The organism is Jatrophihabitans sp., assembly GCF_035474675.1.
Taxonomy (GTDB): Bacteria; Actinomycetota; Actinomycetes; order Mycobacteriales; family Jatrophihabitantaceae; genus Jatrophihabitans_A.
In genome coordinates this window covers 105,371-119,912 of sequence record NZ_DATINC010000029.1, presented here as the reverse complement: position 1 = coordinate 119,912, position 14,542 = coordinate 105,371, and the positions used below count along the sequence as shown (strand labels likewise).

Annotated in this window: 13 protein-coding genes; 8 read left to right on the top strand and 5 right to left on the bottom strand. The window is 71.2% G+C overall.

The genetic code is table 11. The features are described 5' to 3' along the window. Positions 1-112 precede the first annotated feature (112 nt). Together VLJ82_RS03110 and VLJ82_RS03105 are read left to right on the top strand one after the other, a co-directional pair. On the top strand, positions 113-727 hold the full coding sequence (locus tag VLJ82_RS03110) for a hypothetical protein (protein WP_408661855.1): 615 nt from the start codon (positions 113-115) through the stop codon (positions 725-727). A gap of 193 nt (positions 728-920) precedes the next feature. Continuing rightward, the gene (locus VLJ82_RS03105; RefSeq protein ID WP_408661854.1) at positions 921-2,690 is read left to right on the top strand and encodes a DUF4012 domain-containing protein; all 1,770 of its coding nucleotides are present in this window, start codon (positions 921-923) and stop codon (positions 2,688-2,690) included. On the opposite strand, the gene VLJ82_RS03100 is transcribed toward VLJ82_RS03105, so the two are convergent. Then, the gene (locus tag VLJ82_RS03100) at positions 2,687-3,130 is read right to left on the bottom strand and encodes an adenylyltransferase/cytidyltransferase family protein (protein WP_408661875.1); all 444 of its coding nucleotides are present in this window, start codon (positions 3,128-3,130) and stop codon (positions 2,687-2,689) included. The two genes, VLJ82_RS03105 and VLJ82_RS03100, sit on opposite strands and share 4 nt — an antisense overlap. Positions 3,131-3,279: 149 nt before the next feature. Between VLJ82_RS03100 and galE the strand changes: the two genes are divergently transcribed. The 6 genes from galE to VLJ82_RS03070 all read left to right on the top strand — a co-directional run bounded on the left by galE (position 3,280) and on the right by VLJ82_RS03070 (position 9,588). Beyond that, complete coding sequence (gene galE, locus VLJ82_RS03095; RefSeq protein ID WP_408661853.1) at positions 3,280-4,254, top strand: UDP-glucose 4-epimerase GalE; 975 nt, start codon at positions 3,280-3,282, stop codon at positions 4,252-4,254. A 39-nt stretch (positions 4,255-4,293) separates the two neighbouring features. Beyond that, the gene (locus tag VLJ82_RS03090; protein ID WP_408661852.1) at positions 4,294-5,097 is read left to right on the top strand and encodes a CDP-alcohol phosphatidyltransferase family protein; all 804 of its coding nucleotides are present in this window, start codon (positions 4,294-4,296) and stop codon (positions 5,095-5,097) included. After that, positions 5,094-6,641 carry an oligosaccharide flippase family protein gene (locus tag VLJ82_RS03085; RefSeq protein ID WP_408661851.1) on the top strand — a complete coding sequence of 516 codons (1,548 nt, stop codon included), beginning with the start codon at positions 5,094-5,096 and terminating at the stop codon, positions 6,639-6,641. Before VLJ82_RS03090 ends, VLJ82_RS03085 begins: the two co-directional genes overlap by 4 nt. Positions 6,642-6,759: 118 nt before the next feature. Next, on the top strand, positions 6,760-8,538 hold the full coding sequence (locus VLJ82_RS03080; RefSeq protein WP_408661850.1) for a Wzz/FepE/Etk N-terminal domain-containing protein: 1,779 nt from the start codon (positions 6,760-6,762) through the stop codon (positions 8,536-8,538). A 7-nt stretch (positions 8,539-8,545) separates the two neighbouring features. Continuing rightward, complete coding sequence (gene pssD / locus VLJ82_RS03075; RefSeq protein WP_408661849.1) at positions 8,546-8,995, top strand: PssD/Cps14F family polysaccharide biosynthesis glycosyltransferase; 450 nt, start codon at positions 8,546-8,548, stop codon at positions 8,993-8,995. Positions 8,996-9,030: 35 nt separating this feature from the next. Beyond that, complete coding sequence (locus VLJ82_RS03070; RefSeq protein WP_408661848.1) at positions 9,031-9,588, top strand: glycosyltransferase; 558 nt, start codon at positions 9,031-9,033, stop codon at positions 9,586-9,588. A 42-nt stretch (positions 9,589-9,630) separates the two neighbouring features. On the opposite strand, the gene VLJ82_RS03065 is transcribed toward VLJ82_RS03070, so the two are convergent. From VLJ82_RS03065 to VLJ82_RS03050, 4 genes are all read right to left on the bottom strand, one after another. Then, entirely contained in the window at positions 9,631-10,944 is a 1,314-nt protein-coding gene (locus VLJ82_RS03065; RefSeq protein ID WP_408661847.1) for an O-antigen ligase family protein, read from the bottom strand. A gap of 46 nt (positions 10,945-10,990) precedes the next feature. Next, positions 10,991-11,944: a glycosyltransferase family 2 protein gene (locus VLJ82_RS03060; protein WP_408661846.1), complete on the bottom strand. Its 954-nt coding sequence runs from the start codon at positions 11,942-11,944 to the stop codon at positions 10,991-10,993. An 11-nt stretch (positions 11,945-11,955) separates the two neighbouring features. Further along, on the bottom strand, positions 11,956-12,846 hold the full coding sequence (locus VLJ82_RS03055) for a glycoside hydrolase family 16 protein (protein ID WP_408661845.1): 891 nt from the start codon (positions 12,844-12,846) through the stop codon (positions 11,956-11,958). A 140-nt stretch (positions 12,847-12,986) separates the two neighbouring features. Continuing rightward, positions 12,987-14,477: a family 16 glycosylhydrolase gene (locus VLJ82_RS03050; protein WP_408661844.1), complete on the bottom strand. Its 1,491-nt coding sequence runs from the start codon at positions 14,475-14,477 to the stop codon at positions 12,987-12,989. Between the last annotated feature and the right edge of the window lie 65 nt (positions 14,478-14,542).

The following is a 14,542-nucleotide window of genomic DNA, read 5'->3' as shown; positions in this document are numbered from 1 at the left end:
TGTAAATTGACGTCCTTGACCGCTACATTACGCCTCGCGGATTCGGGGGAATCGAATGTTCGGTCCATCGGGCGTGCCCTGCGCACCCTGGCAAGGAAAGAGCGGGGCCGGCGTGCGGCTCCGCTCCGGCGCATTTCCCGCGTCCTTGTTCGGGTTCCTGGCGCTGCTGTCGGCCTGGTGGCTGCCGGCCGGCACCGCCCACGCCGCGAGTTACCCGCCGGCCCTCGGATGCGCGGTCACCGGCACCGCCGGCGAGGGTGGCGTGCAGGTGCAGGGCATCGGATTCCGGGCCGGTTCCCCGGTCCGGATCAGCGCCGGGCGCCAAGGCATCCGCACTATCGCCGACCCTGCCGGCTCCTTCGAGGCCTGGCTGCCCGCCCGGCTTCCGGCCGCCGGTACGGCGCTCACCGCAACCGGTCCCGGCTGCACCGCACACGGCGTGGTGAACAAGAATCCCTCGTCCCAGCCTGGTGAATCTCCGCCACCGTCCCAGCCGGGCAGCCGGCCCGGGCCGGTTCCGTCGAGCGAACCCACGGCCGTGGCGATCCCGGTGGTTCCGCTGACCCACGTGCCGTCCCAGCTGTTCCTCGGACTGGCCGGGGCGGTGCTGCTGACCGGCGCCGCGCTGACCGGCCTGACCGGGCGCTGGGGGCACCGCGCCGAAAGCCGGCCCAGTGCAGGCACCTCGGTGTCGGGCACCGTGCCGGTCGCTCCGGACAACGCATAACGGTATTTCCCAGCGAATTGTGACCTGCAGTAATCGAATTACCGAACTAACGGCTACCTCCAGTAATTAACGTTAATATCACCAGCGTAATTCACCGCGCGGGTTTCGCCCGCTACGCCGCCGTTTCGGAAAGGACCGCATGCCACCGGCCGCACCGCAGTCCGGCTTGGAACGCAACCGGCGGCGGACAGCAGTGCGATATGGCCTGACGGCGGCGTTCACCCTGGTACTGGCCGGCCTGCTGTGGCTGGCCGTCACCGCCGGACTCGCCCGCAACCAGGTGCAGGCCAGCCAGCAGGCGGTGGGCCAGCTGCGCACCGCGCTGCTGCAGGGTGACCTGCCCGCCGCGCACCGCGCGGCCGGCGAGGTGACCGGGCACGCCCGCTCGGCCCACCGGTTGACCACCGGGCCGGCCTGGTGGATCAGCACCCGGATCCCCTGGCTCGGACAGCCGGCCCGCTCGATCCGCGGCTGCGCGGCCGAGGCCGACCAGGTGGGATCCCAGGTGCTGCCTCCCCTGCTCGGGCTGGCCGACACCCTGACCCCGGGCAGCCTGGTGAACTCCGGCACGGTCCGGCTGCAGCCGCTCGTCGATGCCGCGCCGGTGCTGCACCAGGCCGAGGCGCGGCTGCGGGCGGGTACTGAGCACCTCGACCGGTTGCCGGCCGACACCTGGCTGGCACCGGCCGACCGTTCCCGGGCCAGCCTGCGAGACAGCCTGGCCCGGATCGCCGACCAGCTGCGGCCGGCCGGCGAAGCGGCCGACCTGCTGCCCGACCTGCTGGGCCGTACCGGTACCCGGCGGTACTTCGTGGGACTGGAGAACGAGGCCGAGTCCCGCGGCATCGGCGGCATTCCCGGCGCGTTCGCGATCGTGACGGCCAGCCAGGGCCGGGTCAGCTTCGACCGGTTCGACAGCGACACCGCGCTGAGCCGGGTACGGACCGGCTCCGACCTGTACCGCGACCTGGGCAGCGAGTACGCCCGCCGCTACCGAGCCGCGGATCCGATGAACACCTTCGCCAACTCCACCATCAGCCCGGACTTCTCCGAGGCCGCGCGGATCTGGGCGGCGATGTGGCAGGCCGCCACCGGCCAGCGGATCGACGGGGCGCTGGCCATCGACCCGACCGCCATCTCCTACCTGCTGAAGGTGACCGGTCCCGCCCCGCTGGCCGACGGCAGCAGCGTGACCGGGGACGAGGTGGTGAGCCTGACCCAGCAGACGCTGTACCGCACCCATCCCGACAAGGCCGCCCGCAAGGCCTACCTGATTCAGATCGCCCGGGCGGTCTCGGCCAGGTTGCTGTCGGCGCGCGGCTCGGTCGAGCTGGTCCGGGCCGCCACGCGGGCCGCTGGCGAGCACCGGCTGCTGGTCTGGAGCGCTGACGACGACGTGCAGCAGCGGCTGGCGGCCAGCCCCGTGTCGGGCGTGCTGCGCGCCGGACCCGGCTACCTCGCCGGTTTCGGCACGGTCAACGCCACCGGCGGCAAGCTGGACTACTACCTCACCCGGTCGATGACCTACTCCCGGCAGGGCTGCGGCGCCGGCAGCACCAGCACCTCGACCTTCACGCTGGCCAACGAGGTCCCGGCCGGCCCGCTGCCCGGCTACGTCACGCTGCGGCTGGACGCGCCCGGCTACCGCACCCGGCCCGGCGACAACAAGGTGCTGGTCAGCTACTACGGCACCCCGGGCTCGCAGATCGCCACCGTCACGCTGGACGGCCGGCCGGTGGTGACGATGCCGTCGTCCGAGCACGGCCTGGTGGTGCTGACCCTGCCGGTGGAGCTGGCCCGGGGCGCACGGCACACGGTGACGGTGACCGCGATCGAGCCGGCCCGCGCCGCACGGACCGAGATCCTGCGGCAGCCGGCGGTGCATCCGGTGTCGGTGACGACGCAGCTGCCCGGCTGCGATGCCGGCGCCGCGAGCACTCCGGCGCCCGTAGGCAGCCGCTAGGCGCGCAGGCCGATCTCGATGTTGAGGGCCTGCCGCAGCATGGTGGACGAGGTGTGCACGGTGTAGGGCAGGTAGAAGACCTCGACGCCGACCTCGCCCATCTCGCGTTCCAGGCGCAGGCCCTTCTCGGTGCCACGCCAGTCGTCGCCCTTGATCAGCACGTCGAAGTGCAGCTTGTGCCACATCTCCAGCTTGGTGGGGACGTCCTCCTCGACGGCCTCGTCGACGTAGCGGATGCTGCTGACGATCTCCAGCCGCTCGGCCAGCGGGATCACCGGGCTCTTGCCCTTGGCGCGCCGGCTCAGGTCGTCCGAGACCACGCCGGCGATCAGGTAGTCACAGGCAAGCCGGGAGTTGCGCAAGATGTTCAAGTGCCCAATATGGAACATGTCGTAGACGCCGGGGGCATAGCCAACCCGCCGGGGCCCAACCGAGTTCAGCCCGTCCACGACTACCCCGTACCTCCCCTGCGCTCACCGAGCGCCACGTGCAAACAGTGTTAAGATTAGCCCATAGTACTGCCGATGTCTTGCTTTACATGTGCTTTACGGAAAGCAACTCCGATCCATTCGGAAGAGCGGTTGGATCCATGACAGATACCTGGTTGGTGGCAGGCGGCGCGGGCTACATCGGGGCCCACGTGGTGCGCAGCCTGCAAGCCGCCGGCATCGGCGCGGTAGTGATAGACGACCTCAGCACCGGCTCTTCGGACCGGGTGCGGGTTCCGTTCGTGCGCGGCGACATCGGAAACGTCGACCTGGTGACCGACGTCCTGCGGCAGCACGAGATCACCGGAGTGATCCAGCTGGCCGCCGACAAGCAGGTCGCCGAGTCGATGACCGAGCCGCTGACCTACTACCACCGCAACGTCGTCAACCTTATGCAACTGCTCACCGCGATGGCCCGGGCCGAAGTGGACAGGCTGGTCTTCTCCTCCAGTGCCGCGGTGTACGGCATGGTCGAGGCCGCGCTGGTGACCGAGGACCACCCGACCCGGCCGATCAATCCGTACGGCGAGACCAAGCTGGTCGGCGAGTGGCTGATCCGCGACCAGGCCCGGGCCACCGGTCTGCGCTTCGCCGCGCTGCGCTACTTCAACGTGGCCGGCACCGCCGCGCCCGAGCTCGCCGACCTCGGCCGGACCAACCTGATCCCGATGGTGTTCGACGCGCTCGACCGCGGCGAGCAACCAGTGATCTTCGGCTGCGACTACCCGACCCCGGACGGCACCTGCGTACGGGACTTCATCCACGTCGAGGACCTGGCCGACGCCCACGTCGCCGCCATCGCCGCGCTGGACTCCCCGGGTGCCGCACAGGTCTTCAACGTAGGCTGCGGACGCGGCTACTCCGTGCGCGAGGTGATCGAGACCGTCGCCGAGGTAGCCGGGCTCAGCATCGAGCCACGACCGAGCGACCCCCGACCCGGCGACCCGGCAATGGTGGTGGCCGACACCGAGCACATCAGCACGGCACTGGGCTGGCGCCCGCGGCACGACCTGCGGGAGATGGTGCGCAGTGCCTGGCACGCCCGGTCTCCGCAACTGTCGGCCGCACAGGGCTAGCACCGGACTTCGCCGGCAGGACCAAGAGGGCTTCACGACATGGACAACACCGCGCTGCTGGCGCAGGACGGCTCGGCCGGAGCCCGCTTCGGCTATGCCCGATCCCGGCTGGCCGGCGCGCAGAAGTCGACGGCCTCGGTGCCGGCCTACCTGCGCTTCGTCAACCGCCGGGCCGGTGGCCTGCTGGCCGCACTGGCCTACGCACTGCGGCTGTCCCCCACCCAGGTCACCCTGCTGAGCTCGGCGGTCTCGTTCTGCGGCATTGCGGTGCTGGCCCTGCACCCGGCCACCGTGCCGGGCGGCATCGTGGTCTCGCTGCTGCTGCTGGTCGGCTACGCCCTCGACTCGGCCGACGGGCAGCTGGCCCGGGTCCGCGGCGGCGGCAGCCGGGCCGGCGAGTGGCTCGACCACGTCGCCGACGTCGCCAAGATCAGCTCGTTGCACAGCGCGGTGGCCATCGCGGTGCTGCGCTTCTTCTCCCTGGACTCGTTGCTGTACCTGCTGGTGCCGGTGGCCTTCGGGATCGCCAACGTGACCCAGTTCTTCGGGATGATGCTGCGCGACAAGCTCACCGTGCCCGTGCCCGAGCCCGCCAGCCCCGGCCCATCCGGGGAGTCCGGGGAGTCCTCGCTGCTGAAGGCCTGGCTGCTGCTGCCGCTGGACCACGGCAGCCTGGCGCTGGCCTTCCTGGTGCTCGGCGTGCACACCCTGTTCCTGTGGTGCTACGGGCTGCTGGCGCTGGTCACCGTGCTGTTCGCCGCCCGCTCGCTGACCAAGGCTTACCGGGGACTGCTCGAGACCGGCTCAGCTCCGGAGCCGGCCGGCTCAGCCCGGCAGCCGTGACGGTGGCCGGCACCGCCCAGCCGGCGGCCCATTCGCTGGCCGGGGTGGCTCGCGGCGGCAGCTTCGCGGTGCTCGGCACCGGTGCCGGCTCGGTGTTCGGGTTCGTGCTGACCCTGGTGCTCACCCACGGCCTGACCACCACCACCGCCGGCCAGTTCTTCAGCGCCATCGCGATCTTCATCGTGCTGCAGACCTTCCTGTCCTTCGGGGTGGGCGCCGGGCTGGTCCGGTTCGTGCCCCGGTTCCGGGCATTGGACCGGCAGGCCGACCTGCCGGCGCTGCTGGTGGTGGCCTTCGTACCGGTGCTGGTGCTGGGGGTCGTGGGCAGCGTCGCGCTGTGGCTGGCCGCACCCGTGCTGGCCACCCGGATCGGCCACGACCAGACGGACGCGGCACTGCACAGCATCCGGGTGCTGGCGCTGCTGTTCCTGCCCGGCGTGGTCGAGGTCGGCGTGGTGGAGTCCACCCGGGCGTTCGGCAGCGTCCGCAACTACGTGCTGCTGCAGCAGCTCGGGATCCCGGCGGCCCGGCCGCTGCTGGTGGGCATCGCCGTCGCCGCCGACGCGCCGCTGTGGCTGGTGGTGCTGGCCTGGCTGATCCCGCTGCTGCTGGCCCTGGTGCTGGCAGCGTGGCTGCTGGCCCGCCGGATGCGCAAGCTGTTCGGGCGCAGCCTGCCCTGGCCGCCCCGGACCGCCTCGCTGCGCAACATCGCCGCCGAGTACTGGAGCTTCACCGGCGCCCGCGGGCTGGCCGGGGTGATGGAGATCCTGCTGAACTGGCTGGACGTGCTGCTGGTGGCCGCCCTCGCCTCGCCGGCCCAGGCGGCCATCTACGCCGCCGCCAGCCGGTTCATCACCTCGGGCACCCTGGTGCTGCAGGCGCTGCGGGTGGCGATCGCCGCCGACGTCAGCGCGGCGCTGGCCCGCCGCGACACCGAGCGGGTCAGCCAGATGTACTCGGCCGCGTCGCAGTGGGTGGTGCTCTCCTCCTGGCCGCTGTACCTGGTGATGGCGGTGTTCGCCCCGACCGTGCTGCGGATCTTCGGCGCCTCCTACCCGGCCGGCGCGCACGCGATGACCGTGCTGTGCCTGGCGATGCTGGTCAACCTGGCCGCCGGCAATGTGGGCACCGTGCTGCTGATGGGTGGCCGCAGCAGCTGGGTGCTGATGGACAAGGCAGCGAGCCTGGCGCTCAACGTGGCGGCCAACCTGGTGCTGGTGCCGCGGTTCGGCATCACCGGCGCGGCAGTGGCCTGGGCGATGACCATCGTGCTCGACAGCACCCTGGCCTTCTGCCAGGTCCGCTGGGGAATGCGGATCGGTGGCAGCCTGCGCGGCCTGGCCATGGCCGGGCTGCTGGCGCTGGGCTGCTTCGCCGTGCTGCCGGTCGGCGTCCGGCTGGTGGCCGGCAGCTCGCTGGTCACGATGGCGGTGGCGGTTGCCCTATCGCTGGCGCTCTACCTACCGATGGTGTGGTTACGCCGGGACACCCTCGGCGTTCGGATCCTGCTCGATGCGCTGACCCGCCGCACCCGGGCGTCCTGATCCGGGCAGCGCGGCAACGTCTGACCTACCACCGGTGAAAGTAACCTAAAGTTGACAGCCGTCGGGTAGCACCAGCTCGTGAGGGGAACGTGAGCACCATGTCAGACCGGAACGCCGGGTGACCGGCGCGGTGCCCACTGCCGGGCCACCCCCGGGGCCGGGGCAGTCCGTGGTCACGATGGGCCAGTTCTTCGCCACCCTGCGCCGCCAGCTTGCCCTGGTGCTGGTGCTGACCCTGCTCGGGGTGGCGCTTGCCACCGCGTTGTTCTTCACGACGCCCAAGACCTACCAGGCGACCGCCGTGGTGGACGTCTCGCCGACCTCGGGTGGCAGCGCGTCCTCGGTCAGCACCATCACCGAGTCGCGGATCGTCACCTCCACCTCGGTGGTGGAGGCCGCCCAGCAGACCCTGGGCTACGCCGGCAGCCTGAGCGCCCTCGCCGACCAGGTCACCGTCACCTCGCCGCTGGACAGCCAGGTCCTCAACATCACCTTCGCCGCCGCGACCGCGCAGGGTGCCGCCGCGGGCGCGAACGCCTTCGCGCACGCCTACCTGGACTACCGGACCCAGATCGCCCAGCAGGACACCGCCCGACGGGTCGGGCGCGTCCAGTCCCAGATCGCGGACCTGCAGAAGAAGCTGGCCGCCCTCAGCCAGAACGACACCCAGCGCGGCTCGCTGCAGAACCAGATCCAGCAGCTGCAGAACCAGCTGAACGCCTACCAGACCTCGGTGGTCAACCCGGGCCAGCTGGCCGGCGAGGCGGTCCAGCCCAGCGCGCCGAGCTCGCCGAAGAAGCTGCTCTACCTGGCCGGCGGCCTGCTGATCGGCCTGCTGGCCGGCGTGATCACGGCGGTGCTGCGCGACCGCCGCTACGACCGGGTGCGCACCGCGGCCGAGCTGCAGCACAACCTGGGCGCCCCGGTGATCGTCGAGTTCGGGGTGACCGAGGGCGGTTCCCGGCCCGGGCTGTTGGCGGCCACCGCGGCCACCCGCGGCGCCGAGGCCGACGGCTACCGCACCCTCAGCACGGCGGTCACCGCGCACTCCCCCACCAGCCGGGTGGTGCTGCTGTGCGGCACCAGCAAGGACGGCGACAGCCTGGCTCCGCTGAACCTGGCGGCCACCTTCGCCCAGCAGGGCCTGCAGACGGTGCTGGTCGGTCCGGAGCAGGCGGTGCGGCCGGCCACCGAGCTGCTCGACATGCCGGCCCTGCCGGCACCTTCCGGTGCTCCGCTGGCCGACCAGCTGGTCGAGGTACGCGAGCTGCCCGCGCTGCGGGTGCTGTCCCTGGGCGACGAGGTCACGCTCGGCGCGACTCTGCGAGCGGCCGGCGACACCCTGGACGACATCCTGGGCACAGCCGACATCGTGGTGCTGGACGGGATCAACGTGGAGCTGCCGAGCAGTTCGGTCCGGCTCGGCCAGGTCGCCGACGAGGCGGTGGTGGTGGCCTACCGCAACCGCTCTACGCACGCCGCGCTGGAGCGGCTCGGCCGCCAGCTGGCCCAGGTGGGAGTACCGGTGCTGGGCGGCGCGTTGCTCACCCGCCGCAACCGGCTGCGCCGGCGCGACGGCGAGTCGGGCGGCGGCCAGCATGGCGCGGGGCGTGGCGACCAGCCGAGCGGCTCGTACTTCGAATCGCGCTCGATCCGATCCGCCGAGGCCGACCTGCCATCGGAATACGAGCCGGCCGGGCCCGACCCGGCCGAAGCCGGGCTGCCTCCCTACGACCCGGGCTACGGCCCGGTGACGGAGAACTCTCCGGGGGCCGGCTCGAGTGCGGCGCAGGGCTCGACGCCTGCCTATTCGGCCCTTCGGCCGTCCGGCTCGCTGGCACGCGGCGCCCGGTCGGGATCGTCCCGGTCCCGGTCGGCCTCGGGCAGGAGAAGGTAACCCGCCCATGCGCGTGCTGCTGGCCAGCTCCACCGGCGGACACCTCGGTCAGCTCGAAGCGTTGCGGCCGTGGTGGTCCGAGCACGAGCGGCACTGGATCACCTTCGACAAGCCGGACGCCCAGGCGATGCTGGCCGGCGAGGCGGTCACCTGGGCCTATCACCCGACCACCCGCAACATCCCCAACCTGATCCGCAACTTCGGCGTCGCCTGGAAGACGCTGCGCGCGTTCCGGCCGGAAGTGGTGGTCTCGACCGGCGCGGCGGTCGCGGTGCCGGTGTTCTACCTGGCCCGGCTGATGGGCATCCGCACCGTCTACGTCGAGGTCTACGACCGGATCGACAGCGCCACGCTCACCGGACGGCTGTGCCGCCCGGTATCGGACCTGTTCCTGGTGCAGTGGGACGAGCAGCTCCGGCTCTATCCCAAGGCCACCAACATCGGCCAGCTGCTGTGAGCGAGCATCACGACGAGCGAGGAACGGACGGCACCATGACCCCACTGGTCGGCATGGTCACCGTCGGCACCGACCACCACCGCTTCGACCGGTTGATGGACTGGATCGAGCAGTGGGACGCCGGCCACCCCGGCGCGGTCCGCTGGATCGTCCAGCACGGCTCGACCCGGCCGCTGGCCGGCGCCGACAACTTCGGCATGACGCCGCGTGCCGAGCTGCTCGACCTGCTGCGGGCCGCCGACCTGGTGGTCACCCAGGGCGGTCCCGGCGGCATCATGGACAGCCGGGCGTGCGGCATCGTCCCGATCGTGGTGCCCCGGCTGGCCCGGCTGGACGAGGTGGTCGACGACCACCAGGTGGCCTTTGCCCGCCAGCTGGCCCGGACCGGGCTGGTGCTGGCGGCCGAGACCGAGGCCGAGCTGCACGCGACGCTGGACCGCGCGGTGGCCGACCCGGCCGTCCTGGCGGTCGGCGACAGCACCAGTGACGTGAGCCGGACGGTGGCCCGCTTCGCCGACGAGGTGGACCGGTTGCTGGCCCGCAAGCCGGCCCGGACCGGCCGCTGGATCAGGCCCCGGCAGCCGGCCCGCTAGCCCCGCCGCACCGCACCTGAGGCGCCAGCCGTCCGGAGTCGCTCAGGACGTCCGGGCCGTGCCGACCGGTTGGCGGGCCGGCACCCGCTCCGGCAGCACCGCAGTGCCGGCGGGGACTGCGAAGTCGCCGCGCCGGCTGCGCAGGGCCAGCGCGGCCGCGCTCATCGCCACCGCCAGCTGGATGCCGTCGTAGCCGTAGTAGAAGAAGGTCACGAAGGCCACGAACAGCGTGGCGTGCACCCACAGGTCGGCCTGGCCGCGGGTCCGCCAGCTCTGCAGCACCACCAGGCCGAACCAGCCCAGGAAGAACGCCAGCGCGATGAAGCCGTAGCTGAACATGACGTTCCACACCTGGCCCTGGGTGCCGATCGAGACGTCCACGGTGCCGGACGGCTGCGGCGCGCCGTGCCCGAAGACCGGTGAGCTCAGCGCCCCGTCGAAGGCCTCCCGGTAGATGGTCTGGCGGCCCACATTGGTCTGGCTGTAGTGCAACCGCTCCTGCAGGCTGCCCAGCACCCCGGACGCCACCGCGACCGTCACGCCGACCGCGGCGCCAGCGAGCACCGTCACCAGCGGCACCAACCGGCCGCGGGCGGCCAGCCGGACGGCGGTGTAGCTCAGCACCAGGCCGACCGCCAGGAACATGCCGCGGTTCAGGGTGGCGAAGGCGGGCAGGCAGGCCGCGGCCAGCAGGCCGACCATGGCCAGCCGCCAGACCGGTCGCCGGAAGCTCAGCAGCGCCGCGATCACCAGCGGCACCAGTAACGCGACGTTGCACCCCCAGCTGTTGGTGTAGGGGAACGGGGCGCTCGGGCGGTAGAAGGTGCGCGGCGAGCCGTACGGGCGCTGCACCTCGGCGAAGGCCGGGTGCACCAGGGCGTGCACGTACTCGTTGTTGCGGATGTTGAGCGGCAGCAGCGCCTGCAGCGGGGTGGACAGGCTCCCCCGCGGCACCAGGATGCCCAGGTAGCCGCCAGCCACCACCACCGCGAAGAACAGCACCAGAGCACGCAGCACGACCCGGCGGTCCAGCCGGTTCCGGCCGTTGTAGAGATAGAGGAAGACGATGGTGCAGCCGACGTAGTTGGCCATCCGGACGCTGAAGCCGATCAGCTTCGAGGCGGTGGACAGTTCCAGGACCGCCGCGCCGGCCCACACCACGAAGCCGAGCCACAGGTAGAACGCCGGCGGCACCTCGATGTTGCGGCGCTGGACCAGCAGCACGAACATCGGGATCGCCATCACCGCCACCGCGAAGGCGCCCAGCCCCAGGAACCACCAGAGCGGGAAGCCGGCGAAGAGCAGGTAGACCGGCCAGGCCGGCAGCTCCCGGGCGGTGACGAGCGGCCTGCTCATCCCTCGATCATCTCACGCTGCCAGCCGCCGGCACTGCGAATCCGTCTCAGATGCCGCGGCCGAACCGGCGGGCGGTGGCCAGCACCCGGTCGGCGCTGACCAGCCCGGTGGCCACCACCAGGGCGGCATAGCCCTGCCGGGCCCGGCGCGACTTGCGCAGCGAGCGCACCGCCCAGCGCGCCGCCAAGCCGCGATTGCCCAGTGCGGCATGGGAGAACGCGATCTGCCCCTCGATCCTGGCCAGCCCCGCCGGGTCCTGCCGGAACTCCGGCACCCGCTCCAGCAGGTAGCTCAGCGCCTCGTTGATGGTCTGCCAGCGGCTGGCGAAGAAGGACGAGTCGTGCAGGTAGACCCGGGACTGCGGCTGCTGGACGCACACGATCGGTCCGCGCCGGGCAGCCCGCAGCAGCAGCTCGTAGTCCTCGGCGTAGCTGCCGGGCAGCTGCTCGTCGACCAGGCCGATGCCGTCGAGCAGTTCGGGCCGCGGGATCAGGTAGGTGGAGGCGTTGGCCTCCAGGTGCCGGTCGTGCAGCAGGTCGGCGAAGGTCAGCGCCGGTAGCTCCGCCTCCCGGGGAATGTCCTTGCCGCGGTAGGAGTAGACGAAGCCGGACGCCGCCGCGCTGGCCTCGGGATGCTTGCGCAGCAGCTCGACCTGGGCGCGCAGCTTTCCTGGCAGCCACTCGTCGTCGTCGTCGCACGAGCCCACCAGCTCGCCGGTGGCGGCGAGGTAACCGGTGTTGCGGTTGCCGGCCAGGCCCGGCGTCCGGTTGTTGACCAGCACCTGCACGGTCCGCCCGTCGCGCGGCCGGACCTCGGGCATCACCGGCTCGGTGCCGTCGTAGACCACCAGGCACTCGATCGGGCCGGGGTAGTCCTGGTCGATCACCGACTGCACCGCCCGGCGCAGCAGCTGCGGCCGGTCCTTGGTGGGGATCACCGCGGTGACCAGCGGCCAGCCGACCGGGTCGGTCCGCCAGCCGGGGGCGGGAGAGGTGCTCACGGTTTCCTCCGTCATCGCAGTTGGTAGACCCGTACCCAGTCCACCTGCATATCGGCAGGAAACGCCGTGGCCGAATCGGGACTGCCGGGAAAAGTTCCGCCGACCGCGAGATTGAGCCGGATGTAGAACTGCCCGGCGAACGCCTCGTCGATCCAGGGCGCGGAGTCCCGGTTGCGCTCGAAGGTCAGGTTGCCGTCGACGTAGAACCGGATCACGCCCGGGTCCCACTCGGCGGCGTAGGTGTGGAAGCCCTCGGAGGTGCCGCCGGCAATCGGCACCACGGTGGACTGCTTGGGATAGGTGCCCTTGCCGTCGTACCACAGCGTGTGGTGCACGGTGCCGGCCTCGGGATCGGCGGTCGAGGCGGTGCCGACCGCCTCCAGGATGTCCAGCTCGCCGTCGCCGGTGCCGTTCTCCGGCCGCATCCAGAACGCCGGCCACAGGCCCTTGGACCGGCCCGGCGCCAGCGGCAGCTTGGCCCGCATCTCGAACCGTCCCTGGTGCCAGGCCGCCTTGCCCTCGGTGCTCAGCATCGCCGAGGTGTAGTCGCGCCCGTTCGGAAAGCGGGGGTCGTTGTCGCCGCACGTCTTGGGGGTCTTCTCCCGGATTGCCCGCAGCGTGAGCAGGCCGCCACCGAGGTCGACGTTGGCCTTGCGGGCCATCAGGCAGGCCAGCTCCTTGTTGCCCTCGCCGAAGGTGGAATGGTCCTCCGGGGTCCACTTGGAGGTGTCCAGGGTGGTGCCGTTGAACTCGTCGGACCAGACGAGTCGCCAGGCCGGCTTGCTGTCGTGGCGGAGCAGCGTCACCGCGGTGACGACTCCGGCCGCCAGCACCACCACCAGGGCCAGCACCGACCAGAGGCGGCGGTGCCGGGCACGGGACGGTCGCCCGGGCGCGGGCACCTCGGGAGGGCTGTCGGGCCGCGTCGCTGTCAGATCGTCCATCCGCTGTTCGTCAAAGGAAGAAGGCCCGGCCCGTTGGTACGGGCCGGGACCTCCTCAGCTTATGTCACCGGTGGGATTGCGATGAGCTGCGGCTCGCGTCAGCCCTTCTGGTACACCCGCACGTAGTCGATCACGTAGTCGCTCTGGCCGAGCGGGGCGCCGACCACCGGCTTGCCGTAGTAAGCGGGCATGCTGCCCCCGACCTGCAGGTTCAGCCGGATGTTCATCGGCTCGCAGAACGTCGGGTCGAGCCAGCTGAGCTGGGACTGGGTCTTGGAGAACACCAGCCGGTCGTCGACGTACCAGTTCACGATGCCCGGCTGGCGCTCCACCGCGTAGGTGTGCCAGGTGGTGTTGGTGCCGCTGGGCAGGATGTCCTCGTGGCCGGCCTTGCCCATGCCGCCATCGGTGGACTGGTGGATGGTCTGCACGCTCTTGGTGGGCAGGCCGCCGACCGCCTCCATGATGTCGAGTTCGCCCTTGTTGGTGTTGTCACGCAGCCAGAAGGCCGGCCACATGCCCTGCGCCGCGGGCAGCTTGGCGCGCATCTCGATGCGCCCGTACTGCCAGGACTCCCGGCCGATGGTGTCGAGGTAGCCGGAGGTGTACTGCCGGGTGGTGCTGCCGACGGTGTAGGTCTCCTTGATCGCCCGCAGGGTCAGCGCGCCGTTGCTGACGAACACGTTGTCCGGCCGCGAGGTGACGATCGACTCCTCGTTGTTGGCCCAGGAGTTGTTGCGGACGTTCCACTTGGTGCGGTCGATGGTGTTGAACTCGTCGGAGAACACCAGCTTGTAGCCGGTCGGGGCCGGAGCCGAGCTGGTCGGCGTGGGGGCCGGGGCCGTGCTGGTCGGGGCCGAGCTGGTGGGCTTCGGCGACGAGCTGGTCGGAGCCGGTGCCGAGCTGGTCGGAGCCGAACTCGTCGGGGCCGGCGCCGAGCTGGTCGGGGCGGGCTTCGGCGGACGGCTGGACACCTTCACCGGCGCCGGCTGGCTCGGCATCGACAGCAGCACCAGGCTCGGCTCGCTGACCAGCAGGCTCTTGCCGCGCGGCAGCGCCCAGGCCAGCACGTTGAAGTCGACAGTGCTCTGGTTGGCCGCGGCGGTGTAGGTGGTGCTGACGTGCACCCAGCCGGTGGTGCGCAGCCAGGAGCTGGTGAGCTTGGAACCGCGGTAGAGCATCCGCTGGTACTCCATCATGCGCGCGGCCGAGGTGACGCCCGGCGCATCGGTGCTGATCCAGGCGCTGGCCTGGTAGGTGGCACCGGCCACGGTCGCGTGCACCGTGTTCACCTTGTCGTTGAGCGCCAGGGTCAGCGGGGCGTTGGTCAGGTTGCGCATCCGGATGGCCTTGTGACCGGCGTGACCCGCAACCACCGACAGCGCGCCGCCGGACCGGGTGAACCAGGCCGCCGTGCCCTTGCTGAAGCCCGGGTCGGCCACCAGGTTGACGGTCGAGGCAGACGCGGAAGTTGCCGAGACGTCCAGCGCAGTCACCGCGCCGGCGCCCAGCAAGGCAACCAGGGTGGCACCCACCCAGGACCTCTTGAGCAAGCTCGGGCGAACGTTGTGACGGCCATCCGTGGTCATGGTCACTCCTAGTAGTCAGGTATCGCCTCTATCGACAGCACCCCTCCGGAGCTAAGCAATCACCC